The sequence below is a fragment of the Pseudomonas sp. R15(2017) genome, from assembly GCF_002112685.1.
Lineage (GTDB): Bacteria > Pseudomonadota > Gammaproteobacteria > Pseudomonadales > Pseudomonadaceae > Aquipseudomonas > Aquipseudomonas glycinae.
Genome location: NZ_NEII01000001.1, coordinates 248,712 through 274,778 on the forward strand (window position 1 = coordinate 248,712; position 26,067 = coordinate 274,778).

A 26,067-nucleotide genomic window follows, 5' to 3' on the forward strand; every position below is an offset into this window, starting at 1 on the left:
TGTGATGAAAAAGTTTTTCAAGAAAGTCGGCGCCTTCCTGCGCCAGACCTGGGTCTGGACCTTGCTGCTGGTGCTGTTCGTGGCGCTGCTGGTGTGGTTCGTCGGCCCGTTGTTGGCAGTGGATGACTACAAGTTCTGGGAAAGCGCGACCTCGCGTCTGCTGACCATCAGCGTGCTGTTCCTGATCTGGGGCCTGACCATGGTCTTCGTCAGCTGGCGCGCCGGGATCCGCAAGAAAGCCGTCGAAGAAACCGAAGACGGCCAGGACCGTATCCGCCGCGAAGAGTTGATCGACGAAGAGCAGAAAGAGTTGAAGGAGCGTTTCAAGGACGCCCTGAAAACCCTCAAGACTTCGAGCCTGTATCGCGGCCGCAGCGAGCGCTGGCGCAATGACTTGCCGTGGTACTTGCTGATCGGCCCGCAGGCCAGCGGCAAGACCAGCCTGCTGGACTTCTCCGGGCTGGAATTCCCGATCAACAAGATTGACCGCAAGCTGACCCGTGACACCCACGGCACCCGTCATTGCGACTGGTACTTCGCCGATCACGGTGTACTGATCGACACCGCCGGCCGCTACCTGACCCAGCCGGATGCGGAAGTCGACGGCAGCGCCTGGACCACCCTGCTGGAGCTGCTGCGCAAGCGTCGTCGCGGTCGTCCGCTGAACGGCGTGCTGGTGACCATTCCGGTGGAAACCCTGACCGGTGGCAGCGAACAGGACATCGAAACCCTGGCCCGTCAGGTGCGTGCGCGTCTGCAAGACGTCTATCAGAAGCTGCACGTCGATGTGCCGGTGTATCTGGTGCTGAGCAAGGCCGACAAGCTGCTGGGCTTCGACGAGTTCTTCGATCAACTGACCCGCGAAGAAAGCGATCAGGTGCTGGGTACCAGTTTCCGCAAGGATCAGGTCGGCACCGACGTGACGGTACTGCGCAACGAGTTCGAAGAGCTGCTGCGTCGCCTCAACAGCCAGGTGATCATGCGCATGCACTCCGAGCGCGACACCCAGCGCCGTGGCCGCATCCTCGACTTCCCGCACCAGATGGGCCAGATCGGCGAGCGTCTGTGCCTGCTGGTCGACATGGCGTTCACCGGCAACCGCTACCAGCGTGCGACGCAACTGCGTGGTTTCTACCTGACCAGCGCACCGCACCTGACTCAGGAAATGGATTCGACCACCGCCGGCATCGGCGCGAGTCTGGGCATGAGCGCCGGCGTGTTGCCGACCCTGCGCAGCGGTCGTTCGCGTTTCATCCATCACTTGCTTAGCCGGGTGATTTTCCCCGAGGCCGATCTGGCCGGTCTGGACAAGCGCGAACGCAGCCGCATCCACTGGGGCCAGCGTGCGTTGTACGTCGGCGCACTGGGTGCGCTGGTGCTGTTCGGCATGCTCTGGGCCGGTGGTTTCTCGGCCAACTACGAGCGCCTGGAAAACCTGCGCAATCTGGCGCAGAACTGGACTCAGCAGCGTACGGCACTGTCGCCGCGCGATGACGCCATGGGCGCACTGAAAACCCTCGACACCAGCTACGCTGCCACCCAGGTGTTCCCGAAAAAAGGCGACGCGGCGTACCACGAACGGATGGGGCTGTATCAGGGCCAGGACGTCAATCCGGTGGTCAAGGAGGCTTACGAGCGCGAGCTTGAAAAGCAACTGCTGCCACGCGTCGCGACGATGCTTGAAGGCCAGATCCGCGCCAACATGAAGGACCGCGAAAAGCTGATCAACAGCTTGCGCGCGTACCTGATGCTGAACATGAAGGATCGTCGTGACGCGGCATGGCTCAAGGACTGGATCGCGGCTGACTGGTCGCAGCGCTACACCGGCAACACCGCAGTGCAGAACGGTCTGAACACGCACCTTGAGCGTCTGTTGCAGCAGCCGTTTATCTATCCGCTCAACGAGCAGCTGGTGACTCAGGCGCGTCAGGTGCTGCGCAGCGAATCGCTGGCGACCGTGGTTTACCGCATGCTCCGCGAGCAGGCGCGCAACCTGCCGGACTACCGTTTCAGCCAGCACCTCGGGCCGCAGGGCTCGCTGTTCATCGGCACTGAATACGTGATTCCGGGCTTCTACACCCAGACCGGTTATCAGCAGTATTTCTCGGTCCAAGGCGCGTCGCTGGTGACCGACATCCTGCGCGACAACTGGGTGCTGGGCGAAGGCGCGGGCATCAGCGACATGGACTTGCGTCGCCTGATGGTCGAGCTGGAGCAACTGTACTTCCGCGACTACGCCAATTACTGGAGCGAAGCCGTTGGCCAGGTGGCGCTGCCGCCGATCAGCGATGCCGGTGAAGGAGCCGAGCAACTGGCGGGCCTGACCTCGGCCAACTCGCCGGTGCTGGCGCTGCTGACCGAAGTGCGTGAGAACACCCGTTTCCCGGCCGCTGCCGATCCGGTGGACGAGGCGGGTGACGCGGCTGATGCGCTGGCCGGACAGAAAGGCAAACTGGGCAAGGTCGGCAAACTCGCCGCGGCGGCAGCGGACAAGGCCTCGGCCTTGAACGTGGCGAAGAACCTGCCGGACACCGCCAAAAAGTCGCTGCAACGTCGCTTCGAGCCGTTGCACAAGTTGCTCGACGACAACAACGGCCCGGCCGCTGACCTGACCCCGGCCTTCACCGCGCTCAACGACCTGCAACTGCAACTGGCGGGCCTTGCCCGTTCCAGCACGCCGGAGCAGGCCGCGTTCGAACTGGCCAAGACCCGCATGAGCGGCCAGCGTGATGCGCTGACCAACCTGCGCAATGCGTCCGGTCGTCTGCCGCGTCCGCTGAGCGTGTGGTTCAACGTGCTGGCCGAAGACTCGTGGCGCCTGGTGCTCAACGATGCCTACCAGTACCTGAACGGCCGTTATCAGAACGAGCTGTACAGCGTGTATGGCAAGACGATCAACAAGCGTTACCCGTTCAGCGCCTCGAGCACCAGCGATGTGGCGATCAGCGATTTCCGCGAGTTCTTCCGGGCTCAAGGCACCATCGACCGCTTCTTCGACAGCTACATGCGTCCGTTCGTCAGCGGTGATCCGGGCAACTACCGGATGCGCAGCATCGACGGTCGCAGCCTGCCGGTGTCGAAGGTGTTCCTCGACCAGATGGCGGCGGCCCTGAACATTCGCCAGAGCTTCTTCTCGATCAACCCGGCCGAACCGACCGTGCAGTTCAAACTTGAGCCGTACACCCTCGATCCGGCGGTCAGCCGTTCCGAGTTCAAGTTCGGCGACAAGACCATGGAGTACCGCCACGGTCCGATCCTGCCCATGAGCTTCAAGTGGCCGACCGATGCTGAAGACGGTCGCACCAGCCTGGTCATGGACAAGATGGCCGGGCGCCCGATCGGCATCGAGAAGAACTCCGGCCCGTGGTCGCTGTTCCGTCTGTTCGACCTGATGCAGACCGAGTACCTGACCGGTCGCGACGTGCTGGTGCTGAAAGCCGACGTGGGTGGCCTGCGCGCCAACTACCTGCTGACCAGCCAGCGCACGCCGAACCCGTTCGACATGGGCGTGCTGCGCACCTTCCGTATGCCGGTGCAGCTCTGATGCTGGTGGCCAGTCCCTGGCGCAGCGCGGCGCGAACCGACCCGGGCAAGGTGCGGTCGCGCAACGAAGATGCCTTCCTCGACACCCCGCAGCATGGGCTGTGGGTGGTCGCGGACGGCATGGGCGGTCATCAGGGGGGCGACATCGCCAGCCAGTTGATCGTCGCCAGCCTGGCTGAACTGCCGCAACACGAGGACTTCGACGAACGCCTCAAAGCCATCCGCCAGTGCCTGCACTGGCTGAACCGGCGCCTGGGGCAGGAGTTGACCGTCACCGCCGGGCGCCACGACAGCATCATGGGCAGCACCGTCGTGGCGCTGCTGGTGGAAGGCAACCGTGCGGCCTGCATCTGGGCCGGCGACAGCCGTTGCTACATGTGGCGCGGGCAGCGGTTATATCAGCTGTCGAAGGATCACTCGCTGCAGCAACAACTGATCGACGAGCAACAGATGAGCGTCGAACAGGCAGCGGCGCACCCGGCGGCCCAGGCCTTGACCCGGGCGGTCGGAGCGGCGGAACAACTGACCCTGGATGTGCTGGAGCTTGAGGTGTATCCGGGCGATGTGTTCCTGCTGTGCAGCGATGGTTTGTATCAAGGCCTGAGCAGCGATGCCCTCGGCAACGCCCTCAGCCTGGCGGCGCCGCATGTGGCGCTGGAACGTCTGTTCGACGGCGCCCTGCGTGGCGCCGCCCGCGACAATCTGACGGCCGTGGTGATCCGCCAATGACTGAAATCGAATCCTCAGTCGACGACTTGCTGATGAGCGAAGAGCAGGCCAACAACCTGACCTATTTTGCTTTCGCAAAGCAGCACAACGCCGAACCCGCGCTGGCGCCGACCAAGGCCAGCGTCGGCGAACTGCCGGATGTTCTGGCAGGCCGCTACCACCTCGAGCGCCTGCTCGGGGCCGGCGGCATGGGTGCGGTTTACCGGGCCCGGGATCTGCTGCACGAACAGTTCGGCGATCCCGATCCTTACATTGCGCTGAAAATCCTCAGCGAAGAATTTGCCGAGTCGCCGGACGCCAGTGCCTTGCTCTACAGCGAGTTCGCCCTGACCCGACGCCTGCGCCACGACAACGTGCTGCGACCGCACACGTTCGAAGTGGACACCGATTGCCAGCGGGCCTTCATCACCATGGAACTCATGCGTGGCCTGACCCTGGACAAACTGCTCTGCGAGCGGCCACTGGGCCTGCCGTGGAAAGAACTGCGCGACATCGCGCTGCCGCTGCTCGACGCGCTGGCCTACGCCCACCGTCGCGGCGTGCTGCACGGTGACATGAAACCGAGCAACGTCATGCTCAGCGAAGACGGCGTGCGCCTCTTTGACTTCGGTCTCGGGCAAGCCGAGGAGGGCATCCTGCCCGGCCTGCCGCACCTGAGCCGCGAGCGCTTCAACGCCTGGACCCCGGGCTACGCCGCCCCCGAACTGCTTGAGGGCCAACCGCTGTCGGCCAGCGCGGACCTGTACGGCGTGGCCTGCGTGATCTATGAACTGGCGGGCGGCAAACACCCGTTCCGCCGCTTGCCCTCGACCCAGGCCCGTGACGAACACCTGGATCGTGAACTGCAAGCCCCGGCAAATCTGCCGACACACTGCTGGCCCGCACTGCGCACCGCGCTGGCCTTTGACGCGGCAGAGCGCACCATCACTGCCGACCAATTGCGTGACGCCTTGGGCGCCACTTCGTCCTGGCTGCAGCGTTTGCGACTGCGGGCGTAACGGATGACATTCGAACAGGGAGCACTTTATGTTCAACCCAGCTAACGAAACGCACTTCAGCCTGACCGTTGAAGACTACGTGGGCGACCTGCAAGTCCTGTCGTTCACCGGCACCGAAGGCATCAGCCAGCCGTTCCGTTTCGACCTGGAACTGGTCAGCGAAAACCCGGATCTGGACCTGGAAAAGCTTCTGCACAAACAGGCATTCCTCGCCCTCGATCCGCAGGGCTCTGGCATCCACGGCCAGATCTACCGCGTCGCCCAGGGCGATGCCGGCAAGCGCCTGACCCGCTACAAGGTTTCGCTGGTGCCGCAGCTGCAATACCTGCATCACCGCACCAACCAGCGCATCTACCAGCAGATGTCGGCGCCGAAAATCATCGCGCTGATCCTCGACGAGCACGGCATCAAGGGCAACGCCTACAGCTTCCAGCTCAGCCAGCCGTGCCCGGATCGCGACTACTGCGTGCAGTACGACGAAACCGACCTGCATTTCGTCCAGCGTCTGTGCGAAGAAGAAGGCATTCACTACCACTTCCAGCACAGCAAGAAAGGTCACCTGCTGGTGTTCGGTGACGACCAGACCGTGTTCCCCAACCTCGGCCAACCGACCGCGTATGTGCAGGGCAGCGGCATGGTCGCCGAAGAACCGGTGATCAAAGGCTTCAAGCTGCGCCTGGAAACCCGCACCAGCCGCACCACCCGCCGCGACTACGATTTCGAGAAACCGCGCCTGCAAATGGAGGCTGCGTACAGACCTGATGGCGAGAGCACTGAACCGGATCTGGAAGACTACGACTACCCCGGCCGTTTCATCGACCGCGCGCGCGGCAAGTTCCTCAGCCAGCGCGCCCTCGAACGCCACCGCGCCGACTACCGCCAGGCCGAAGGTCGCGGTGACCAGACCAGACTCGTCAGCGGCCACTTCATGGAAATGTCCGACCACCCGCGCAGCGAGTGGAACGACCTGTGGCTGCTCACCGAAATCTTCCACGAAGGCAAACAGCCGCAAGTCCTCGAAGAATCGGTGACCAGCGACACCACCGACAACAAGGATGACTTCCACCAGGGCTATCGCAACCGCTTCCTCGCCACCCCGTGGGACGTGTTCTACCGCCCGGCCCTCGAACACCCGAAACCCCGCGTGCTCGGCAGCCAGACCGCCATGGTCACCGGCCCGAAAGGCGAAGAAATCCACTGCGACCAATACGGCCGCATCAAAGTGCAATTCCACTGGGACCGCGAAGGCCTGGCCGACGACAAGACCAGCTGCTGGCTGCGCGTCTCCAGCTCCTGGGCCGGCGACCGCTACGGCGCCATCAGCATCCCGCGCATCGGCATGGAAGTCCTCGTCACCTTCCTCGAAGGCGACCCCGACCAGCCCCTCGTCACCGGCTGCCTGTACCACAAGGAAAACCCGGTGCCGTACGCCTTGCCGGCGAACAAAACCCGCAGCGTCTTCAAAACCCTCAGCTCCCCGGGCGGCGGTGGTTATAACGAACTGCGCATCGAAGACAAAAAAGGCGCCGAACAAATCTTCATCCACGCCCAGCGCGACTGGGATGAAAACGTCGAACACGACCAGAAGATTCGGGTCGGCAATGAACGTCACGACACGGTGGTGAAGAACACCTACACCGAACTCAAGGCTGAAGAGCACCGCACCACCATCAGCGACCGCAAGATTGAAGCGCGGATGGATGACCACCTCACTATTGGTGAGAGCCAGCATGTGAAGCTCGGGACGGCGCAACTGACCAGTGTCGGGAAAGAGATTCACATCAAGGCTGGGGACAAGATTGTCATTGAGGCGGGGACTGAGCTGACGATTCTCGGCGGCGGCAGTTTCATCAAGCTCGATGGCGGTGGTGTGACGGTGGTTGGGCCGGTGGTGAAGATTAATGCTGGCGGGTCGGCGGGGAGTGGCACCGGGATCGGGATCAAACCGCCGGTGCTGCCGGGGGCGGCGGATAAGGATAAGGCGGGGAGTTTGATGGATCAGGCGTTGTTGAATGCGCCGCCTGAGAAGGTTAAGCCGAAGGCTTTTTTTGTGTTTTCTGAGTGATGAGTTAGTTATGAAAATTAAAAAGAACGCCGGGAAATTCGGCTTGAGATGGATCGTGTTGCTGGTATTGGGCCTGAGTTCAGACGTATTCGCCATTCAGTGCCCTTCTGATAATTTTCATGGTTTTGTGAAAGAGTTTTTGGCGAAGCCAGAGGTGCAACGCGCGTTTACCGCTTCTCCTATCCACTTTTTGGAGGTTGTTGCCGAGGGTAGTCAACCTAAAGTGGTTGAGCGAGAAATTGAGGTACTAGGGGGGGGCGAGCTGAGCGCGGTCTCTCCCGAAGTAGTCGAAATGTCGAGTTTGGAGGTAAAGGTTCAACCTCCGAATAAGATCTTCGTACGTGATCGGGCAGGAGAGTTGCTGAAAATCCTTACATTCCAAAAAGCCGATTGCTGGTCTTTGAGTAGCCTTGAAAACTGGTCGCTAGAAACCGTGTTGGACTCTCAGGTTGATGCATCAAGTCTCCCTCCTGGGGAGCGCAGCTTGATGAGAGGGAAAAACTATGCTGATTTGGCGATGGAAGCAGAGTTTCCAGCATCAAGTCAGCTTTATATTTCTGCACTTGATAGCTATATGAACGGCGCAGATAAGGGCTCCATAGAAGCGGGGTATCAGGCAGTCTTGCTGAGCCTATCAGGTCAAGCGCCGCGCTTGGATGACGCAAGGATTCTTGAGCTTTTGCTCAGCGCGGCCAGCACTTCTGGAGCAGCAAATCTGGCACTAGCGAACTTCTATTGCGACGAAGGCCGTTATGACCAAGTCCGTCCCTGCGCAGATCCCCAAAAGTCTTTGAACGCCCTTGAGGCAGGTTCAAAACTGGGCTCTATGGAAGCGTTGAATCAATTGGGACTCTCATATGAAAGGGGGACCCTCGGTACTAAAAACATCAATCGTGCACTGGCGTGTTTCCAAGCTGCGGCTGCTCAAGGTTTTGAGTTATCCAAGGAAAATGCAGCGAGATTGATTGCCAAGAATGTAAAAACTGAATCCTCAAATTGCTTGAAGCAGGAAGCTAACTGATGACTACTGGAGTTCTTGAGCAGCGACCGCTCTATACCAAAGGCGATTATGTTTATGGTGGCGGCAAGGGAAAAGATACTGATGGCGACGGCAAAAAAGAGATTGATTGCTCAACTTTAGTGTGGGAAATGCTAAAGGCGGCTGGCTATAACGTTCCGTACAATAATACTGCTTTGCTCAAAACGAACGTCGACAATTACGATGTTATTGAGTGGAAAGATGTGTTGCCAGGGGACATCGCGCTTTGGCCAACCCATACGGGATTTGTCGAAGATATCGATGTCGAAAACAGAAGTGGAAACTTTTTCGGTTCACAAAATTCTACTGGTCCTGCTTCCGCTAAATTTGGGAACGGTTCAAATTATTGGCGAATGCCGATAAAGTTCTTACGAGTTAAGGAGATTTTTAAGACAGGTTCCCAACCTGCGTCTACCCCTGCGCCGACTCCCACAGCGCCGACTGCGCCAGCCGCTGCTCCTATAATGAATTTTCAATTTCCATTTAGAAAGGCTGATGGAACACAGTTCAAAGATTCTGAAGAGGTTTTTAAGGCCCTTGAGGGTGAGACTTCGGGAAATTTTTTATTAGGTAATCATGGTTTTTGGCATGGCGGAATTCATATATCACATAGGATTGCCCCGCAATGTATGCGAGACGAGCCTATTCGTTGTATTGGAGACGGTGTCGTCGTAGCCTACCGTTTGAATGAAGATTATCTAGCGACTGCATTTGAGGCATCAAATTCTACAGAAGTATTGAAATACTCAAATTCATTTTGTCTTGTTAGGCATGACTATAAGTCACCTCCGAATAAGGAAGTGACGCCTAACACTGAGAATGAGCTCGTATTTTATAGCCTGTATATGCATCTGCTACCATATGACAGGTATGCGGATGACCCAGAGCAACCAGGTGCTCCAAAAATAAAAATGATCGCAAGTGGGTTTAAAGCGCGAAGCGATATTCTTGGTGCAAGCGGCTGCGTCGAATATGGTTCAATTTCTGCTGGAACTGAAATTGAAATACTAGAAGAACATTCTGATCACGTCCACGCCAAGGGTAAGCTGATTAAAGGTACTGTTGGAGGGCGCACTCCAGGGCAAGATTTTTGGTTCGCCTATAAGCAAAACGGCATCGCCTATCCAAGAGGTGATGGAAGCCCGAGCTGGAGCGCAATAACTGCACCAGAGCGAAAGAAACCAGACTATTGGAAGGGCAAAGTCAGAGCTGTAGTTTCCGGAACGGGGCTTACTTTGCGAGCGGCTCCCTCAACGCAAAGTCACGGTGCTTTAGCTGGGGCTGCAATTAGACAGGTAAATAGTCTAGGACAGAACGCAGACCTAGTTCTTTGTACAAATAGCATAATAGAATTTGATAGCGGGAAAGTTTTTAGCCTGAAGATTGGCTCTAAGTTTTTCAAAATGGCGGAATGCTCCTTTGTACCGAGTGCTTCCGGCGCTGCAACCGGTTTGAAAAGCCACTCCACTCCTGTGCCCGCCACTTTTTGGGCTTGTGTTGAAAAACCTTATGTTCAATTGCAAGGCTTGGTTCCGACTGAGTTTGATAAGATTGTGCCGATGGATACGGCAATTAAGGCAGGCGACACAATTGGTTTTCTTGGTTTAAATGAAACATTGGCAGGTCCAGATGGTGGAGTTTCGAGAAGTTATCAAGTTCACGTGGAGATTTTCTCGGCTGATCCTAAAATTGAGGATTTTCTAAAAAATAAAGCAAATGTGAAACAGGGGAAACAATACCTACATTTGCCAGCGAATACGAACTTAAGAAGCAAGCCACCGCAAACCGGAGTGGTGACGATTTCTAATGAAAGCTTTGTAGAGCTTGGAAAGGCCGTTCTATATAAGGACACTGAAGAATGGTATGAAATAACTATAATTGATAACGCAGAAAGCAAAACCGGCTTGCTCAAAAAAGAAGGCGCAAAGCTCCTCAGTCAACACGATTGGGAAAAACTAGGTTTTCGTGTTGTTAAGGAGTCGAATTCAAATTCCGATGGTTTTCTGGATCCCGGAGATATGCCGGATTTTTTTCAAGCCTTATATAAGGATTTGGATAAGTTTGGTAATAAGGATCAAAAAGTCACTCCCGAAGATTTTCCAATTGCGCTTAAGAATGTAGAGTTTAGAAACCACTGGTCAAAGCTTATTGCATATCACCCAACAGAGTGGAGGTCTAAGTCTGATTCTGCCAAGTGGGCACGGCTAGATACGTTGCTCGAGGGGAATCCGTCTGTTTTAAAGCACGAGAAAGAACGGATAGATAGCTTAATATTTTGGGATGATCCGGTTACGCAGTCTAAAGGCGTGGGCGATGGAAATGTATGGCATTTTCATCCAATTGCTATGATCGGAAATATGATGCCTTCGTCGGGCACCAATATGTGCAAGAAGTGTGGCAGTAATATCGCGTTAACTAATGCATTGATGCGAAGCATTTGTCCATCCTCTGTAGCGGATACATTTATCAGTGAATTTGTTACGGTGGCGAACGAGCTTTTCCCCAAGTATGGTGTGAATACCTGTTCTCAGGTTTTCCATATAATGGGGCAGGGTAAGCACGAAACTTTTCAATTTTCTGCTTTCAGAGAGAGTCTAAATTATACTCGCCGTAGTTATACTGCCGAAAAACTCTATAGAATGGCACCGACCGCTATTAATGATGGTTTTGCAAGGCTGGGAATGTCACTAACCAGAGAGGAAAAACTTGAGTATATAGATCAGCATTTGATTGAAAACGATCCAGCGTACGGTAAACATAGCTTTGGTAGCAATCAGTACCCTCATAACGACTACAGGGGTAGAGGTCTTCTTCATTTGACTCACTATGCTAACTATCGTGAATGCGCTGTGGCGATAGGTGTGAATATCGATGCTAATCCAAACCTGGCACAAGACAATATGAAAGTCGCAATAGAGTCTGGTCTGTGGTTTTGGAAGTCGAAAGGTATCGGTGCGCTTGCGGATGCTAGCTCATCTGATATAGATGCCAAGATTAAGTCTGTAACTAGGGTTATCAACTCTGGGCTGAAAGAGCTTGATAAACGAGAGAAGTACACGAAAGAGATTGCTGAAAAATTTAAGGCTGGATTTGGAGGCTGTTCGTTATGAGAGCTTTGTTTAAGTCGGGATTTCTAATTTCATTTTGTCTGTATTCGGTAGCTTCATTTGCTTGCGATGTCCCTGAGAGTCAAGCTTACCATTCGATCTCAACAAAAGACGGTGCGATTGTTTTTGATCTGGTTCCCATAGAGGGTGAGGCGAGTAGTGACGGATCAAACAGTCAAATGGGTATAGATGTTAACTATATTGATTGTGCGAGTAGGGCTAAGACATTGGTCGGGCAGTTACCGTATTTGGCAGATACAGGACAAGTCCGTGCGGCTTTTTTTGCTGATGTAAAAGGCGGCTCTGAAAGTGAACTATTTGTAATTCACAGTGTGGGAATACATTCTGATACCGGAGTTAAGTACTCTGGCGAGTACTACAGTGTGCATGTTTACAAAAAGAGCGATGATGGTTACTCAAGGGATGAGCGGATTTCCAAGTATTTTGGTGAGGGTGGGGATATATTGACGGATGACTATAAGGGGTTTTTGTACGTGTTTCCTTACAAGGATCAATTATCTGTCAGTAATAAACTTGCTACCACGGCTTTTTCTAAATGGAATGACGGTATTCCTGTTCAGCTGACGATAAACAAAAAAGCCAAAATTTATAGTTCTCCGGTTTTTGACGATGTCACTCGTATGTATCTGATCGCTGGGGACAAGGTCCAGCAGGAAGCTGTTGAGGCTGGCTGGCTCTCGGTTATGTTCAAAACACCAAAAGGTAAAGAAATTCGCGGATGGATCTTATGTGGTGATGCGGATGGATGCTGATATCACGGGACTATGAACAGGGCAAAAAATTAGGGTTTGAATGGCGAGGGAAATGACCGCCGCCAAGCAATCCGTTTTGCAAAGCGCGAAGCGTGATGACCTGAATGAATCAAGGATTAAACACAGTGAAGCGTTTTTTTTTTGCGTTTATCGGCGGGTTTTTGCTGCCGGCTTCGGCGGTGTATGCGCAGGATGGCTGCACTCAGGTTACTTCGAGTCTGGAAATGGTGCCCTGTTCCGAATCGGCAATGAAGGCTGCCGATACGCAGCTGAACGTCAGCTATAAGCAATTGATGGCGCGGCTTGAGTCTGACTATCGAGCAGATCCGGCATTGGGCGCAGAGTACGCGGCGAAGGTTAAAGAGTCGCAACGCGCGTGGCTGAAATTGCGCGATGCGAATTGTCCATTGGAGGCATTCGAGATCGAGACGGGGATGCCGGCGCATGTGTTCGCGGTCAACTCGTGCATCACAAGAATGAGTCGCGAGCGCTCGGCGTACCTGGACAAGATCGTCCCTGTTCTTGCATCCGACAAGAGCACTTCGACGACGCCGGCCAACGGCGCTTGTCCTTCGGAGGAATTCCCTGCTTTCCTGACAGCGTTTTCCGCCAGCAGTGAATCACAGCGTCGTCTCACTGCGATGACGGTCAAGTTGCTTTTGTTGAAGCCGGTTGCAGGCAAGGACCGTAGTACCTTTGAGCCTTCGACCTCGGGCGTCAGCGGAGCTTCCTTCACCTATCCGCTGATGGCCGCCATCACACCCGGCAAGACACCTGGAGTCGAGATTGAAGAGGTCGATGACAGTCACGTCGATGTGGTCGATAAACGGGCGGGCAACAGCAATGTAAAAATCTTCAACTTCTCTCGTCAGGCGTGCTGGGTGCTTGAAGGCGTTGAAGACTGGTCGATCAGCGAGAAGGATCTTGTCGCAACACGTAACCCTGCAATGAGCCGTGCCGAGAACTTCTGTGATCAACGTGCCGAGGCTTTGGGAGGGCTGGGTTCGCTCGAGCAATACCGTCTGACTGCGGAATTGTTAGAAGCGTCCCTGGAAAATTATGTCTGTGCGGCTGAGTCGGGTGATCCAGAGGCGAGCCTGTCAGCGGCGAGCTTGAGTCTTTCGCAGATGGCGTCTCAGTTGGAAACCAGCAAGGTTGAAGCGTTGTTCAAAGCGGCTTCGAAAATACCGAGTGGTGCGTTGGGCTACGCCACGTTTCTTTGTTCAGGAAACTCCACCGACTATAACGGTCCTTGCCTTCATCCCAAGCAGGCAGAAGAGCAGGTCATTCGGGCGATTACCATGGGCTCAAAGGAAGCGATGTTTTATCTGGCATCTACCCTTGAGGGGGGCGAGTTGGGAACGAAAGATATGTCCCGGGCGTTAGCCTGTTATCAAATGGCGGCTGACAAAGGTTATCGGTCGGGCGTCGACAGTGTGGCGCGATTGAAGTCGCAAGTTCCAGAGCCGATCAAGGCGAGCCATTGCATTTGAAACTCGGAGCGCGGATGTGTCGCGATTCTTTGCCGTTAAATTCCAAGTGGGTGGAACTGTGCCTGACTTGTCGATACCGGGTTTCGTGAGGCCTCGATTTCTGCGGGTATTGCTGATCAGCGTTGCTGCGTTCGCGCAGGCCAGTCATGCCGCCGCAAGTGTTGTCTCGGTGGGCAATGCGTCGGGTCAGTCGCAGATCGCGCAAGGCCCAGCCGAAGCTGCGGTCGACATGACACCTTGCCGGTTCTCAATGACGCTCTCGAAAGATCAATGGTTGCAGTTCAATACGCCTGATCTGGTATTCATTGCGGCCAAACAACTGCCTGAAACCACTAACGCCCCGCGTTTATCGCAGGCTCAGACCTCGACTGGTTATGAGTGGAATTTCGAAAAGCCCGCAAAGCTGAGCCAGCCCTGGTTCGGTGTCATGTGTGAAAGTGCCAACAACCTTTCCGCGCTCACCACTCAGAAGCCGCCGCTTGATGACGCGATTGAGTTGCAACTAGTGCGAGAAAGTAACGACCTTAAATGCCCGGCGACCCTGACCGATCATGGTTGGGAACCGACGTTGTTGGCCGGTGATCCGCAATCCTTCACTTTCGAATCCCTGCAGAGCGCGAGTTCATCAGGATTCGTCATTGGTTACCACGGCAAGAATCCACGTCAGTTCAGTCGTATCACCTTCTGCTTGATGCATAACGAACAGGTGCTGATCGGTTCGGCGGAGTCGGGTTCATCCACCTCATTGGCGATCAGCGCCGAAGGCTTTGAACAAATCAAAACAGCGGTGCGCAGCATGGCTTTTGAGTAAGCCTGCGAAGACCGAACGGAGTTACAGCGTGAAAGGATGTTCAATTCTACTCGGTGGCCTCTTGGCCATTGCCACGTCCGTGGCTTTCACACCACACGCGCTCGCTGCACCCCAAGTCCTCAAGGAAATCCCGGCAAGCCTGCTGGGTGATGGATCACGGCAAAACGTGTTCGTTCTGGCGGGAGGCGCGGACGAGGCATCCAACCGGTTGTTGATCGCGCCGGTTCAAGGGCGCAATGAGGATATATTGCTCGATACGTCCAAGGCTTTGCCTCTTACGAAGAGTCAGTACTCGTCTGATCTTCTGGATAGTTTTAGCGTGCGGGTTTTCAACGGCCGGCCTGGAGCCATGACGGTTGTGGATCCACAAGAGGAAGAGGTTCTGGTCAAGCAGCGGTTCGTTGAGGCGGGGGACTACATTGCGCTGGTGACCAACGAAGAAGACAACGCTGTTTATAACTTCAATCTTTTGTTCACCTTCAATAAAGGCTCAAAGCAGTTCGAGCTGAAAAGTTTGCTGAAAGTGGTCAATAACGACTCCTGCGATCGCTCGCTTGTGAGCATCGCGGAGCTGCCGATTGAGACGCTTGGCCCAACCACTTTGGCTTCATTCAACGGCCTCGAAGCGCTTAAAAAGTTGCGGGCTGCAAACGTTGGCAGCCCTCAGGGCGGTTATAAAAAACTGATGACAGTTGGTTCGGCTGACCTGCTGGATAAAGCGCTGGCAGCCTATCGAAAGGGCGACAGCAGCTCGTTCAAGGAGGTGATGGGTAATATGTTGATGGGAAATGATGCGCATGGCGCGTGCTCTCCGGAAAGTTATATCGTCGGAAAGTACTTCTTCTCGCAGCAGCCTGGTTGGTCCAACGACGTCGGTTTTCTGCTGGGCGAGGCAGGTTACTACACGGAGTCTGTCCAGTTGCTGAATGCGGTGATTGCCCACAACCCGGAACGGACGGTGGCTTACCTGAATCTCGCAGATAGCTATTGGGCCATGAACAATAAAGAGCGGGCGGTGCCGGCGTACAAACAATATGCATCGCGTATGTCGGACGCGGGAAAGGCTTCGAAGATTCCCGCTCGGGTTGCTGAGCGCAGTGCCGGAGTATCCGGATCATGATCAAACTCAAGGCGTTCTTTGGGCTGATCGCAGGTGTTTCTTTGACTGCTTTGCTGGTTCCTGCGCATGCCCAGGAAACCTGCAATCCCGACAGCTTTTCCAATCCCGATTTGGTCATTTGCGGTCAGCAGACTTTCAAGAAAGTCGACGCAGTGTTGAATGAGCAATACAAGAAAGCGCTGGTCAGTCTGGCGCCCGCCGACAAGAAGCAACTGACTGACGTGCAAAAGAAGTGGGTGAGCTTCAAAGAGGCGTATTGCGAGGATATTTATCAGTCGGCCTTGCCCGGTGCAGAGGCGCCCATCGAAAAGCTTGGGTGCCTGGTGCAAACAACCAATGCCCGGTTGGGGGAATTGGTTGCTCTGCAGACTGGGTTACCCCTGGACGGTTTTTATAAAGCTGCATCGGCCATGGCGGGGCAGGATCGAGAAAAAGGTCTGGTGGCTTCGATGGAGCGATTGGGGGGTGACAACTTCGATGATCCGTTGTGGCGGCAATACGTCGATGGGCACTGTGAAATGAGTGAGCGCGTGTTCCGGGAGGACATCGCTAACTGCGCAGTGCGAATGCGTTTTCAGTTGCCTCTGAATCGTTGAAGGAATGATCAGATTGAAGTCACTGCGAGTTTTATCTGCTGCACTGTTTGTTCTCTTTCCTATGGCGGCGCACAGTGAGGTCTCGACGGAGATTTATTGCTTCCGTTCGCAAGAAAGCGCCAAAAGCATCAATTTCGAACTCAGAACTTATTACGACTCCTTCTCCAAATGGAGCGGAGCGGCTGTCAGGTACAGCAAGTCAAAGAAGGCCATTTCTCTGGTGTATCGGAATACCGAGCAAGAAATTCTGGCAGAGGATCGTCCGTATCAGTTCACTACGACTTGGGTTGAGGTATCGGAGGGCGCGCTGACGGGTGAGTATGAAATGGTGAGTCAGGGTGCCCGGGTCTATGGCATGACTTATACGAACTACAAAACCGGGAAGAAGTACTCCTTCGAACACGATTTCAGTATGGATTTCTCATCGGAGACGGGCTGTCAGTGGTGAGGAATTGGTCAGTTGGAAAAGGGGACTCATCGTCCCCTTTTTTCCGCCCGCGATTCAGCTACGGCTTGGCCTGATACTCCCGAAACTCAATGTGATCGAGCGTGCCTTCCACCATCAACCGCACGCCGTCCGCCATTCTGCTCAGGCCCAGTGCCATCGAGCGGCGGGGGCCGTCGAGGTCGTCGGCCAGGTTGGCGGCGAAGGCGCTGATGGAGAGCAGGTCTTCGGAGGCGTTGGCCATGAGGGCTTCGGCGTCGGCGTTGGGGCAGAGGGCGAACAGGCCACCCAGGCGTTTTGGGCGTGGGGCGCTGGGTTTGAAATGGTGGTCGAGGGCGCGTTCGGCGGCTTCGTGGAGTTCTTCGAGTCTGGGAATTCGTAAGGGGAAACTTCTTCGTCAGTGAAGGTTGGGTCGATCATCGGTGTAAATCCTTTTGAGTTGGAAAGATTTGCTCCGGTTTTCGGACTTGCACATCCGGTCACCGATTTTGCGGTGACACACAGAGGCTATCGACGATGGTCCAGCCTGCCTAGTTCATGGACAGCACCGCAGTTTGAAGGACATTTCCCAAGGATTTGCGAGGTAGAGGAACAAGAAACCACAGCCTTCGGCGGCTCCTACAGGAATGTGTTTCTTCAGGTGTAGGACGGGGGGATGGTGTGACGCGGAGCGTCACGGGATGCATTCCCACGCAGAGCGTGGGAACGATCAGGTTCGAGGTCTGGAAATCGTGACTTGGTAGTCATCTGGCAGGAAAAGCGCTGCATCGTCTTCTATCAGTCCAAGATAGTGGCGAAACCGTCCGAATCCCTTACACTCCCCCAGCCGTTCATTTTCCTTTTGAGGCTGTGCGCATGAAATTTCGTTTTCTACTGTGGATGCTGGGTCTGTTGATGGGTAAGGCCAGTCGGACAAATCCTGCGTTCCAGCAGCAGTTGGGTGACAAGGATCTGGTGTTTCAGCTGCAGACTCTGGACGGGAAGGTGGCGCGGCATTTCGTGGTGAAAGGCCAGCGCATTACCAGCAAGTCCGGGGTGGTGGCGGAGCCGGCGTTTGCGATTGCCTTTAAAGACGCGGCGTTCGGGTTTGCCACGATGCAGGCCAAGAACAAGCAGTTGGCATTCATGCAGGGGATTCAGGACAAGTCGATCCAGCTCAAGGGGAATCCGGCGCTGGTGATGTGGTTTCAGGGGTTGATGAAGTATTTGAAGCCGCGGAAGGCCAAGCCGAAGTCATAGGGCTTTCAGGCAGCTTGTCGGGACGGGCCTGCCTCTTCAGCTTTCGGGCTCGGGAGGCTCGGCGTCCAGGGGCTGGGCCCGGTATGTCTTGTAGATCTGCTGGACTTGCGGGTTGTCCAGGTTTTCGTAAGTGATGTCTTCCTTGTCCAGGCCATCCAAGCCTCGGATGCCACTAATGGTCTCTGGCCATTCGTCACGACTGGATATATCGACTACGAACGGGTTGAGGTAGTTATCGAGATGCCTTTCGCGCGGCTCTCGGATCTCGTCGCTGAGGGCCCGCAAGTAGTCGTCTTTGTTTGTTCTTGACCAGTCGATGGCGAACCCGGCTCGATAACAGAGTTCCATGAAGACCAATAGAATCGCGCGTCCATTGCCGTCCAGGAAGGGGTGTGCGAAAGCCAGTTGGCCCATCACTCCACCGGGATGGTCTCTGAAGCGTTTTTTGTCTGATGCGAGCTTGAGTGCATAGTCGACAGACATTTTGATGGAGTCCGGGCGCTCGAAGACTGTGCTGCGAGGGTCGTCGAAAGAGCCCTTGAAGACCGCCAGATGGGGGACGAGCTCGTTCCGGTCTTTTCCTGCCCAGTGATAGAAGCCTGAGAACAGGATCTCGTGAACCTTGAGTACAGTCTGGTAATCGATTGGCTTTTTCTTGGCCAGATAGGCAAGCGCCTCTTCGATACTCAATTCGAACGAAAGATGCTCTGACTCTTTTACTTCGACGGGATCTTTCAGTTGCAGCGAGTTTTGAAGATATCCAGCCGTTTCGAAGTCGCCGAATGGATCAAAAGTCATGCGCTACGTTTCTGTGCACGCCTTTCCTGAAGATAGCGCCCTTGGAGCGCCAGGATTTCAGATTTGCTCAGAACGCCTTTTCGCTTGAGATTGACGAGCAACTGTTCGATGCCATCCAGCTCGACGACATCGCCAGACAAGCGGGTAATCCCCACGGCCATACGACTCATGCCGTCACGACTGGCTGTAACCTTGTTGTCTTTGGCAAGCTTGCGCACTTCGCTTGCAACGCTGACAGCATCTGTTTGGGTCATCGGAAATTCCTCTGAATGCCGTCAAATCATAGCAGGGCGCTTGTTTGCTGTCGTTGCTGGCAAAGTGGCCGAAATCTGTGGAGCCAGGGCCCTATCTGCAATCAAGACAGGCCCTGGTTGACGTTCCGAAGAATGCTTTAAGCCTGGCTGAACTGCGAAGCCAGTTCCCGCAGCAACACTTCCGCCTCAAGCACTTTGCTGACCACATCATTGGCCTTGTCGCGAGTCAAACCAACACGCTCCAGCAGCGCATCCGGAATATCTTCATCCGGGCCGGAGCCGATCCCGCGGCTGCGCAGCAGGCGCACGGCCAGGCAGACGAGGTTCGGGTATTCGGCGTAGGCGCCGTCGTAGTTCGGGTCGTGCTGGAAGCGCAGGGCGGTGGCCAGTTCGTCCGGCATGTCCCAGTAGCGCATCAGCCAGGAGCCGATCTGTTCGCGGCTGATGCCCAGCAGGTGTTGCTCGACATAGCTGTGGCACAGGTGCGGGTTGACCTCCAGGTGGCGACAGATCAGCGAGAAGTGCGGCGGGAACACGTGGGCCAGTAGCAGGTAGCCGAAGTTGTGCAGCAGGCCGGCGAGGTAGGTCAGGCCGGATTCCGGGCGCTGGGCGCGCGGCATGGCGCGGGTCAGGCCTTCGATGACGGCGGCGGTGTAGATCGACTGCTGCCAGTACGGCGTGGTGTGCTGCGGGTGATCCTTGGGCAGGCTCAGGGTCTTGCCGAGGGCCAGGCCCAGCGCCAGGTTGATCACCAGATCGAAGCCCAGCACGCGCACGATCGCGTCTTCCACCGAACGGATCTTGCCCGGCGAGGCGTAGTACGGCGATGCCGCCCAGCTCACCACTTGCGCGGCCAGCGCCGGGTCGGTTTCGACCACGCCGGTGATGTCGTCGATGGTGGCGTTCGGGTCTACGCGCAGCTTGATGATTTTTTGCGCGGTTTCGGCCAGCGGCGGAATCTCGATGGTCGCTTCCAGACGCTGCTGGATGCGCCGCGCGGTGAACGCCTGCACGGCCTGGGTGATTTCCTCGCGGTCATCGTCCGGGCGGTCGAGGTTCGGGCGGATGCTGCTCAGGGCTTCGCCGAAGTTGGCGGCGCTGGCCTTGGTCAGCATGGTCTTGAAGTCTTCGCTGGCGATTTCCAGCAGCAGACCCGGCTCGCCGGAGTTGATCAGCAACTTCGGCTCGCGCAGCAGGCCTTCTTCGTAGAGGCACGGCGAGCTGGTCAGCGCCGGCAGGCCCGGCAGCAGGCTCAGGCTGTGTTTGCCGAGCATCTTTTCCAGGCGCTCGGTGGACACGGCGGTCAGGCGACGGCCCGTCAGTTCGGCGAGGCGGTTGAGATCCAGCAACTGGCTCTGTGGAAACAGCACCATCAGCGCACCGACCGCGTCGTCCAGCAACACCGCCTGCACTTTGCGCGAGGCATTGAGGCCGTGGTGGTCGAGCACTTCTTCGTAGGCGACGCCCAGCTTGTTGAGCAGCAGCCGAATAACAGACGGAGCGTGCGGTGATTCGGGGGCGAGAGCAGCTTCGGTCATGGTCTGTATCCGTTTTTGAAACAATTGCAGGAGTATAACCAGCTTGGTTGGAACGAGCTGTCAGAAACTGCGACGGTGCTCACACTTGGCCGTATTGCTGCCCGTGTCGCAGCCAGCGGTCGAGCAACGGGCTGACGTGGGTGGGCCAGCGCTCGAGCAAGGCCTGTGCGGCATCGCGCACGGCGGGCAGCAGATCGGCGTCGCGCATCAGGTCGGCGACCTTGAATTGCAGCAGGCCGGTCTGGCGGGTGCCGAGCATTTCGCCGGGGCCGCGCAGTTCGAGGTCTTTTTCGGCGATGACGAAGCCGTCGTTGGTCTCGCGCATGATGCCCAGGCGCTGGCGGCCGATCTGTGACAGCGGCGGATGGTAGAGCAGCACGCAATGGCTGACCGCGCTGCCCCGGCCGACGCGACCGCGCAACTGGTGCAGTTGCGCAAGGCCGAGACGCTCAGGGTTCTCGATGATCATCAGGCTGGCGTTGGGTACGTCGACGCCGACTTCGATCACGGTGGTGGCGACCAGCAGTTGCAGGTTGCCGGCCTTGAATTCGGCCATGACGGCGGCTTTTTCGGCAGGTTTCATGCGGCCGTGGATCAGCCCGACTTTCAACTCGCCGAGGGCGGCGGTCAGGTCTTCGAAAGTGGTTTCGGCGGCCTGGCAGGTCAGCTCTTCGGACTCTTCGATCAGCGTGCACACCCAATAGGCCTGACGACCTTCGGCGCAGGCGCTGCGCACCCGCTCGATGACTTCGACGCGACGCGTGTCGGTGACCAGCACGGTGTTGACCGGGGTTCGGCCGGGCGGCAATTCGTCGAGGATCGAGGTGTCGAGGTCGGCGTAGGCGCTCATCGCCAGCGTCCGGGGAATCGGCGTGGCGGTCATGATCAGTTGATGCGGGCACATGCGCCCGCCGACGCCTTTCTGCCGCAGCGCCAGACGTTGCTGCACGCCGAAGCGGTGCTGTTCGTCGATGATCACCAGCGCGAGGTTCTTGAACTGCACTTCATCCTGGAACAGCGCGTGGGTGCCGACCACCATCGGTGTGCCGCTGGCGATCTGCTCCAGCGCGGCGACGCGGTTCTTGCCCTTGAGCTTGCCGGCCAGCCACGCCACGTCGATGCCCAGCGGTTCGAGCCAGCGCTTGAAGGTGATGAAGTGCTGCTCGGCGAGGATCTCGGTCGGCGCCATCAACGCGACCTGATAACCCGCCTCCAGCGCTTGCAGCGCGGCGAGGGCGGCGACCACGGTTTTGCCCGCGCCGACGTCGCCCTGAATCAGTCGCAGCATCGGTTCGTGCTGACTGAGGTCGTAGGCGATTTCGTTGCCGACCCGTTGCTGAGCGCCGGTCGGGTTGAAGCCGAGGTTGGCCAGGTATTTCGCCGGCAGTTTGGTGGCTTTCGGCATCGCTGGCGCACGCAAGGAGCGCATGCTCTCGCGCAGGCGTTGCTGCGAAAGCTGGTGAGTCAGCAGTTCTTCGAAGGCCAGGCGATGCTGGGCCCAGTGATGACCGAGGGCGAGTTCATCGACGTCGGCATCAGCGGGCGGGTTGTGCAGGTAGCGGATCGCATCGGCCAGCGGCGCCAGTTGATAGTCGCGGGCCAGTTCGGTCGGCAGCCAGTCGGGCAGGGTGGCCGGTTTGAGCAGGGTCAGGGTCTGCATGCACAACTGACGCAGACGCGCCTGGGTCAGGCCTTCGGTCAGCGGGTAGACCGGGGTCAGGGTTTCATCCACCGGCGGCGGTTCGTCGCCGTTGATGGCGCGGTATTCCGGGTGGTAGATCTCCAGCCCCGAGGCGCCGGGCCGGGCTTCGCCGTAGCAGCGAATCCGCGTGCCGCGCTTGAGGCCTTCTTTTTGCGCGTTGCTGAAGTGGTAGAAGCGCAGGCTCAGGCCGCCGGTGCCGTCCTGCAAGCGCACGACGAGGCTGCGGCGCCGGCCCATGACCACGTCGGCGCCGCTGACGGTGCCTTCGACCACGGCGTCCTGCCCCGGCCGCAACGCGCCGATCGGCACCACGCGGGTGCGATCCTGATAACGCAGTGGCAGGTGGAACAGCACGTCCTGGAGGTTTTCCAGACCGACCTTGGCCAGTTTCTCGGCCATGGCTTCACCGACACCCTTGAGTGCGGTGACCGACACCTGCGACAGCTCCGTCATGACGCTGGCTTAACCGGCCGTGACCGGCGCGGCAGGCTTGGCGACCGAGCACAGGCGAATGGAGTCGGCGAGGATCTCGATGGCTTTCGGCCGTGGGAAGCTCGCGCGCCAGGCGATGGCCACGGTGCGGAACGGCACCGGTGCCGACAGCGGGCGCACTTCGATCACGCCGGGGGCGTAGTGGTGACTGTCCACCGCCGACAGCGGCAGGATCGAGATGCCCAGGCCGGACGCGACCATGTGGCGAATGGTTTCCAGCGAGCTGGATTCGACCGTGGTGTGTTTGGCGCCGTCGTTGCCTTTGGTCAGGGTCGGGCAGGCCTCCAGCACCTGATCGCGGAAGCAGTGACCCTCGCCGAGCAGCAGCAGGCTCTTGTCGTTGAGCAGGGCGGCGTCGATGGATTCTTTCTGGGTCCACGGGTGCTGGGCCGGCATCAGGACGTAGAACGGCTCGTCGTAGAGTGGCAGGGTCAGCACGTCGGCTTCGTTGAACGGCAGGGCGATGATGATCGCGTCCAGCTCGCCGTTGCGTAGTTTGTCGCGCAGCACGTGAGTGAAGTTTTCTTCGATGTACAACGGCATCTGCGGGGCGACCCGGTGCAGTTGTGGAATCAGATGCGGAAACAGGTACGGGCCGACGGTGTAGATCGCGCCGACTTTCAGCGGGGCGGTCAACTGGTTCTTGCCGGCCTGCGCCAGTTCGCGGATGCCCTGGGCCTGCTCCAGCACTTTCTGCGCCTGGGCGACGATGCCTTCACCGACCGGGGTCAGACGCACGGCGCTTTTGCTGCGCTCGAAAATCAGCACACCGAGTTCGTCTTCAAGCTTTTTCACGCCCACCGACAGGGTCGGCTGGCTGACGTGGCAACGCTCGGCCGCGTGGCCGAAATGCTGCTCTTGGGCGAGGGTAACGATGTAGCGTAATTCTGTGAGAGTCATAGCAAGCGTCCATGAAGATGCGGGCCAAGCATACCGGCTGCAATCGATAGACGCACGTTATCAGACTGAGTGATGAATGCGACACCGGGCAATGCCGGTTTGCCGTTTGCAGATATGACAAAGGCACCTTTCGGTGCCTTTTGGGCGGGATCGAGCCGTGTTCTGCCAGTGCAGATCAGCGGCGGCGTTCCAGCGAGTAAACAAACGGCGCAACAATTTCGATCGAGCCATTGGTCAACATGTCGGCCGGTGGCTTGGGCAGCGGTTGGGCGCGGCGGATCATGTCCAGGGTGGCCCGGTCCAGATCGGCGTTGCCGGAGCGGCCCACCAGTTCGAACGACAGCACGTTGCCTTCGCCATCGACCACGAAGCGCAACCGGTTCAAGCCTTCCTTGCCCCGTGCCTGAGCGCTGGCCGGGTACTTCTTGTACTTGGCCAGATGCGCGAGCAGGGTGCCTTGCCAGCTGGCCTTGGCGGCCAATTGTGCAGGCGACGGGCCCGGTGCAGGCTGGGCGGATTTCTCCGTCGGGGCCTGAGTCGGCTGGGTATCGGCCGGCTTCTCTTCGGACGGTTTCTCCTTCGGCGGATCGGGCAGTTTCTTCTCGATCGGCTTCGGCGGTTTGGGTTTCGGCTTGGGCTTCGGTTTCTGCACCGCGATCTCGGCTTTCGGCGCTTCGGCCAGTTTCGGGATCGGCAGTTCCTCAACCGGAGCCGGTGGCTGCGGTGGCGTGACGACTTTCGGCGGTGCGGGCGGTGGCGGGGCCGGAACCGGCGCCAGCTCGACCATCATTGCCTGCGGCGGCAATTCGATGGGCGGGCGGACGTTCCAGTTCAGCGCCAGCGCGATGGCCAGCGCGTGAACACCCAGCACCACGGCCAGGCTACCGCTGTAACGCGTCAGCTTATGGCGCGTCGTGATCATTTCTTGACTGCGCTCTCGAGTCCGACCAGACCGACCTTCAGGTAACCGGCGGCGCGCAGGTTATCCATCACGCTCATCAGATCGCCGTAATCCACGCCTTTGTCGGCCTGGAAAAAGATCGTCGTGTCTTTCTTGCCCTGGGTCTTGGCGTCGAGTGCGGCGCCGAGGGTTTCGGCTTTCACTTCGTCATCGCCAATGAACAGGCGCTGGTCTGCCTTCACGCTGAGAAACACCGGTTTCTCCGGCCGCGGCGCCGGTTTGGCGGTCGAGGCGGGAAGGTCCACCTTGATGTCCACGGTGGCCAGCGGAGCGGCGACCATGAAGATGATCAACAGCACCAGCATCACGTCGATGAACGGCGTGACGTTGATTTCGTGGTTCTCGGCCAGATCGTCGTCTGCGCCTTCTTTCAAATGCAGGCCCATGGCCGATTACCCCACTTTCACCATGTGCGGATGCGAGCTGCTGCGCTCAGGCTGGTGGTCGAGGTCGCGGCTGACCAGCAGCAGCACCTGAGCCGACGCATCGGACACCTGAGCCTTGTAACCGGCGATGGAGCGGGCGAAGACGTTGTAGATGACCACGGCAGGAATCGCGGCCACCAGACCCAGTGCGGTAGCCAGCAGCGCTTCAGCGATACCCGGTGCTACGACGGCAAGGTTGGTGGTCTGGGTTTTGGCGATGCCGATGAAGCTGTTCATGATGCCCCACACGGTACCGAACAGACCGACGAACGGCGCGGTGGAGCCGATGGTGGCGAGGACGCCGGTGCCGCTGCTCATGTTGCGGCCACAGGCTGCAACCAGACGCTCGAGGCGGAAGCTGACGCGTTCCTTGATGCCTTCTTTCTCGCGGGCGTTGGCCGACAGGCGCATTTCTTCGAGGGCGTCGTGTACCAGCAGGTTGGCCAGGGTGCCTTCTTTCGCGGCGGTGGCGCTGGCTTCCTTGAGGGAGGCGGCTTTTTTCAGGTTGGCGATCTCACCGCGCAGGCGGCGTTTGGCGCCCATCAGTTCGAAACCCTTGGCGATCCAGATGGTCCAGGTGATGATCGAGGCGATGGCCAGGCCGATCATCACGGCTTTAACGATCACGTCGGCGTTCTGGTACATACCCCATGGCGACAGATCGTGGGCCATGCCCAGAGTGTTGTCGGCTTCGAGGGCTTCCGGTGCGTCGGCGGCGCTGGCGTCTACGGCCTGCACCGGGTCGGTCGCGGCAGGTGCGGCGGCCGGAGCGCTCTGCTCGGTGGCGGCTGGTGCGGCCGGGGCTTGTGCGTCAGCGAAGGCGGCGACCGGCGCCAGCATCAGGCTGAGCAGCAGGGCAGCCACGGCGCTCCAGGCGCGAGGTCGGTTGGTTGGCGAAGCGGAGTTTTGAATGCGTGTCATGCTGGCCGGACCTGAGATAGAAAAACGGTGATGCTCTTCCAGGCCTCGTGAGGCCGAGAACAAAAGTGGCATGCATTATTGCAAGTAATTCTTGTTAACAAAAGTAATAGAGTTGCTT

The 26,067-nt window shown here is 57.7% G+C and carries 21 protein-coding genes and 1 pseudogene; 13 read left to right on the forward strand and 9 right to left on the reverse strand.

Features of this window, described 5'->3' with window-relative positions:
- The first annotated feature begins 4 nt into the window (after window positions 1-4).
- From tssM to CAF77_RS01200, 12 genes are all read left to right on the forward strand, one after another.
- Window positions 5-3,544, forward strand: coding sequence for a type VI secretion system membrane subunit TssM (gene tssM, locus CAF77_RS01145; RefSeq protein ID WP_064379815.1), 3,540 nt, complete (start codon window positions 5-7; stop codon window positions 3,542-3,544).
- Window positions 3,544-4,272 (forward strand): PP2C family serine/threonine-protein phosphatase, encoded by a 729-nt coding sequence (locus CAF77_RS01150; protein ID WP_039765158.1) that lies wholly within the window; start codon window positions 3,544-3,546, stop codon window positions 4,270-4,272. Before tssM ends, CAF77_RS01150 begins: the two co-directional genes overlap by 1 nt.
- The gene (locus CAF77_RS01155; RefSeq protein WP_064379816.1) at window positions 4,269-5,270 is read left to right on the forward strand and encodes a serine/threonine-protein kinase; all 1,002 of its coding nucleotides are present in this window, start codon (window positions 4,269-4,271) and stop codon (window positions 5,268-5,270) included. Before CAF77_RS01150 ends, CAF77_RS01155 begins: the two co-directional genes overlap by 4 nt.
- A 28-nt stretch (window positions 5,271-5,298) precedes the next feature.
- Window positions 5,299-7,335, forward strand: coding sequence for a type VI secretion system tip protein VgrG (locus CAF77_RS01160; RefSeq protein WP_064379817.1), 2,037 nt, complete (start codon window positions 5,299-5,301; stop codon window positions 7,333-7,335).
- Window positions 7,336-7,345: 10 nt separating this feature from the next.
- Window positions 7,346-8,356: a hypothetical protein gene (locus CAF77_RS01165; RefSeq protein WP_064379819.1), complete on the forward strand. Its 1,011-nt coding sequence runs from the start codon at window positions 7,346-7,348 to the stop codon at window positions 8,354-8,356.
- Window positions 8,356-11,484 carry a glycoside hydrolase family 19 protein gene (locus CAF77_RS01170; protein WP_064379821.1) on the forward strand — a complete coding sequence of 1,043 codons (3,129 nt, stop codon included), beginning with the start codon at window positions 8,356-8,358 and terminating at the stop codon, window positions 11,482-11,484. The genes CAF77_RS01165 and CAF77_RS01170 overlap by 1 nt, the downstream gene beginning before the upstream one ends.
- Window positions 11,481-12,254, forward strand: coding sequence for a hypothetical protein (locus CAF77_RS01175; RefSeq protein ID WP_064379824.1), 774 nt, complete (start codon window positions 11,481-11,483; stop codon window positions 12,252-12,254). The genes CAF77_RS01170 and CAF77_RS01175 overlap by 4 nt, the downstream gene beginning before the upstream one ends.
- Before the next feature lie 104 nt (window positions 12,255-12,358).
- The gene (locus CAF77_RS01180) at window positions 12,359-13,747 is read left to right on the forward strand and encodes a lysozyme inhibitor LprI family protein (RefSeq protein WP_170928907.1); all 1,389 of its coding nucleotides are present in this window, start codon (window positions 12,359-12,361) and stop codon (window positions 13,745-13,747) included.
- Window positions 13,748-13,763: 16 nt separating this feature from the next.
- Entirely contained in the window at window positions 13,764-14,558 is a 795-nt protein-coding gene (locus tag CAF77_RS01185; RefSeq protein WP_223290649.1) for a hypothetical protein, read from the forward strand.
- A 61-nt stretch (window positions 14,559-14,619) separates the two neighbouring features.
- Window positions 14,620-15,678: a M48 family metallopeptidase gene (locus CAF77_RS01190; protein ID WP_223290650.1), complete on the forward strand. Its 1,059-nt coding sequence runs from the start codon at window positions 14,620-14,622 to the stop codon at window positions 15,676-15,678.
- Window positions 15,675-16,274, forward strand: a complete 600-nt coding sequence (locus CAF77_RS01195; protein WP_064379827.1) for a lysozyme inhibitor LprI family protein — start codon at window positions 15,675-15,677, stop codon at window positions 16,272-16,274. Before CAF77_RS01190 ends, CAF77_RS01195 begins: the two co-directional genes overlap by 4 nt.
- Before the next feature lie 13 nt (window positions 16,275-16,287).
- A complete protein-coding gene (locus CAF77_RS01200; protein WP_309295773.1) occupies window positions 16,288-16,722 on the forward strand; it encodes a hypothetical protein in 435 nt (144 codons plus the stop codon).
- Window positions 16,723-16,780: 58 nt separating this feature from the next.
- Here CAF77_RS01200 and CAF77_RS01205 read toward each other — a convergent pair.
- Window positions 16,781-17,139 (reverse strand): annotated as a pseudogene (locus tag CAF77_RS01205) (DUF6124 family protein).
- Window positions 17,140-17,574: 435 nt separating this feature from the next.
- Here CAF77_RS01205 and CAF77_RS01210 point away from each other — a divergent pair.
- Window positions 17,575-17,958, forward strand: a complete 384-nt coding sequence (locus tag CAF77_RS01210; protein ID WP_085653937.1) for an SCP2 sterol-binding domain-containing protein — start codon at window positions 17,575-17,577, stop codon at window positions 17,956-17,958.
- A gap of 36 nt (window positions 17,959-17,994) precedes the next feature.
- On the opposite strand, the gene CAF77_RS01215 is transcribed toward CAF77_RS01210, so the two are convergent.
- The 8 genes from CAF77_RS01215 to exbB form a co-directional block, all read right to left on the reverse strand.
- The gene (locus tag CAF77_RS01215) at window positions 17,995-18,756 is read right to left on the reverse strand and encodes a Fic family protein (protein ID WP_064379830.1); all 762 of its coding nucleotides are present in this window, start codon (window positions 18,754-18,756) and stop codon (window positions 17,995-17,997) included.
- Window positions 18,753-19,010 carry a hypothetical protein gene (locus CAF77_RS01220; RefSeq protein ID WP_039765180.1) on the reverse strand — a complete coding sequence of 86 codons (258 nt, stop codon included), beginning with the start codon at window positions 19,008-19,010 and terminating at the stop codon, window positions 18,753-18,755. The genes CAF77_RS01215 and CAF77_RS01220 overlap by 4 nt, the downstream gene beginning before the upstream one ends.
- Window positions 19,011-19,147: 137 nt before the next feature.
- Window positions 19,148-20,548, reverse strand: a complete 1,401-nt coding sequence (locus CAF77_RS01225) for an aminoacyl-tRNA deacylase and HDOD domain-containing protein (protein WP_039765182.1) — start codon at window positions 20,546-20,548, stop codon at window positions 19,148-19,150.
- A 79-nt stretch (window positions 20,549-20,627) separates the two neighbouring features.
- Window positions 20,628-22,703: an ATP-dependent DNA helicase RecG gene (recG, locus tag CAF77_RS01230; RefSeq protein WP_011336566.1), complete on the reverse strand. Its 2,076-nt coding sequence runs from the start codon at window positions 22,701-22,703 to the stop codon at window positions 20,628-20,630.
- A 9-nt stretch (window positions 22,704-22,712) separates the two neighbouring features.
- A complete protein-coding gene (locus CAF77_RS01235; RefSeq protein ID WP_064379831.1) occupies window positions 22,713-23,642 on the reverse strand; it encodes a hydrogen peroxide-inducible genes activator in 930 nt (309 codons plus the stop codon).
- Window positions 23,643-23,817: 175 nt separating this feature from the next.
- Entirely contained in the window at window positions 23,818-24,564 is a 747-nt protein-coding gene (locus CAF77_RS01240; protein ID WP_064379833.1) for an energy transducer TonB, read from the reverse strand.
- Window positions 24,561-24,989 carry a TonB system transport protein ExbD gene (gene exbD / locus CAF77_RS01245; protein ID WP_064379836.1) on the reverse strand — a complete coding sequence of 143 codons (429 nt, stop codon included), beginning with the start codon at window positions 24,987-24,989 and terminating at the stop codon, window positions 24,561-24,563. Before exbD ends, CAF77_RS01240 begins: the two co-directional genes overlap by 4 nt.
- Before the next feature lie 6 nt (window positions 24,990-24,995).
- On the reverse strand, window positions 24,996-25,949 hold the full coding sequence (gene exbB / locus CAF77_RS01250) for a tonB-system energizer ExbB (protein ID WP_064379839.1): 954 nt from the start codon (window positions 25,947-25,949) through the stop codon (window positions 24,996-24,998).
- Window positions 25,950-26,067 lie beyond the last annotated feature (118 nt).

Excerpts from the sequence above, each read along its gene's own strand:
- tssM (WP_064379815.1), top strand. The coding sequence starts at position 5 with ATGAAAAAGTTTTTCAAGAAAGTCGGCGCCTTCCTGCGCCAGACCTGG.
- CAF77_RS01150 (WP_039765158.1), top strand. The coding sequence starts at position 3,544 with ATGCTGGTGGCCAGTCCCTGGCGCAGCGCGGCGCGAACCGACCCGGGC.
- CAF77_RS01155 (WP_064379816.1), top strand. The coding sequence starts at position 4,269 with ATGACTGAAATCGAATCCTCAGTCGACGACTTGCTGATGAGCGAAGAG.
- CAF77_RS01160 (WP_064379817.1), top strand. The coding sequence starts at position 5,299 with ATGTTCAACCCAGCTAACGAAACGCACTTCAGCCTGACCGTTGAAGAC.
- CAF77_RS01165 (WP_064379819.1), top strand. The coding sequence starts at position 7,346 with ATGAAAATTAAAAAGAACGCCGGGAAATTCGGCTTGAGATGGATCGTG.
- CAF77_RS01170 (WP_064379821.1), top strand. The coding sequence starts at position 8,356 with ATGACTACTGGAGTTCTTGAGCAGCGACCGCTCTATACCAAAGGCGAT.
- CAF77_RS01175 (WP_064379824.1), top strand. The coding sequence starts at position 11,481 with ATGAGAGCTTTGTTTAAGTCGGGATTTCTAATTTCATTTTGTCTGTAT.
- CAF77_RS01180 (WP_170928907.1), top strand. The coding sequence starts at position 12,359 with ATGAATCAAGGATTAAACACAGTGAAGCGTTTTTTTTTTGCGTTTATC.
- CAF77_RS01195 (WP_064379827.1), top strand. The coding sequence starts at position 15,675 with ATGATCAAACTCAAGGCGTTCTTTGGGCTGATCGCAGGTGTTTCTTTG.
- CAF77_RS01210 (WP_085653937.1), top strand. The coding sequence starts at position 17,575 with ATGAAATTTCGTTTTCTACTGTGGATGCTGGGTCTGTTGATGGGTAAG.
- CAF77_RS01215 (WP_064379830.1), bottom strand. The coding sequence starts at position 18,756 with ATGACTTTTGATCCATTCGGCGACTTCGAAACGGCTGGATATCTTCAA.
- CAF77_RS01220 (WP_039765180.1), bottom strand. The coding sequence starts at position 19,010 with ATGACCCAAACAGATGCTGTCAGCGTTGCAAGCGAAGTGCGCAAGCTT.
- CAF77_RS01225 (WP_039765182.1), bottom strand. The coding sequence starts at position 20,548 with ATGACCGAAGCTGCTCTCGCCCCCGAATCACCGCACGCTCCGTCTGTT.
- recG (WP_011336566.1), bottom strand. The coding sequence starts at position 22,703 with ATGACGGAGCTGTCGCAGGTGTCGGTCACCGCACTCAAGGGTGTCGGT.
- CAF77_RS01235 (WP_064379831.1), bottom strand. The coding sequence starts at position 23,642 with ATGACTCTCACAGAATTACGCTACATCGTTACCCTCGCCCAAGAGCAG.
- CAF77_RS01240 (WP_064379833.1), bottom strand. The coding sequence starts at position 24,564 with ATGATCACGACGCGCCATAAGCTGACGCGTTACAGCGGTAGCCTGGCC.
- exbD (WP_064379836.1), bottom strand. The coding sequence starts at position 24,989 with ATGGGCCTGCATTTGAAAGAAGGCGCAGACGACGATCTGGCCGAGAAC.
- exbB (WP_064379839.1), bottom strand. The coding sequence starts at position 25,949 with ATGACACGCATTCAAAACTCCGCTTCGCCAACCAACCGACCTCGCGCC.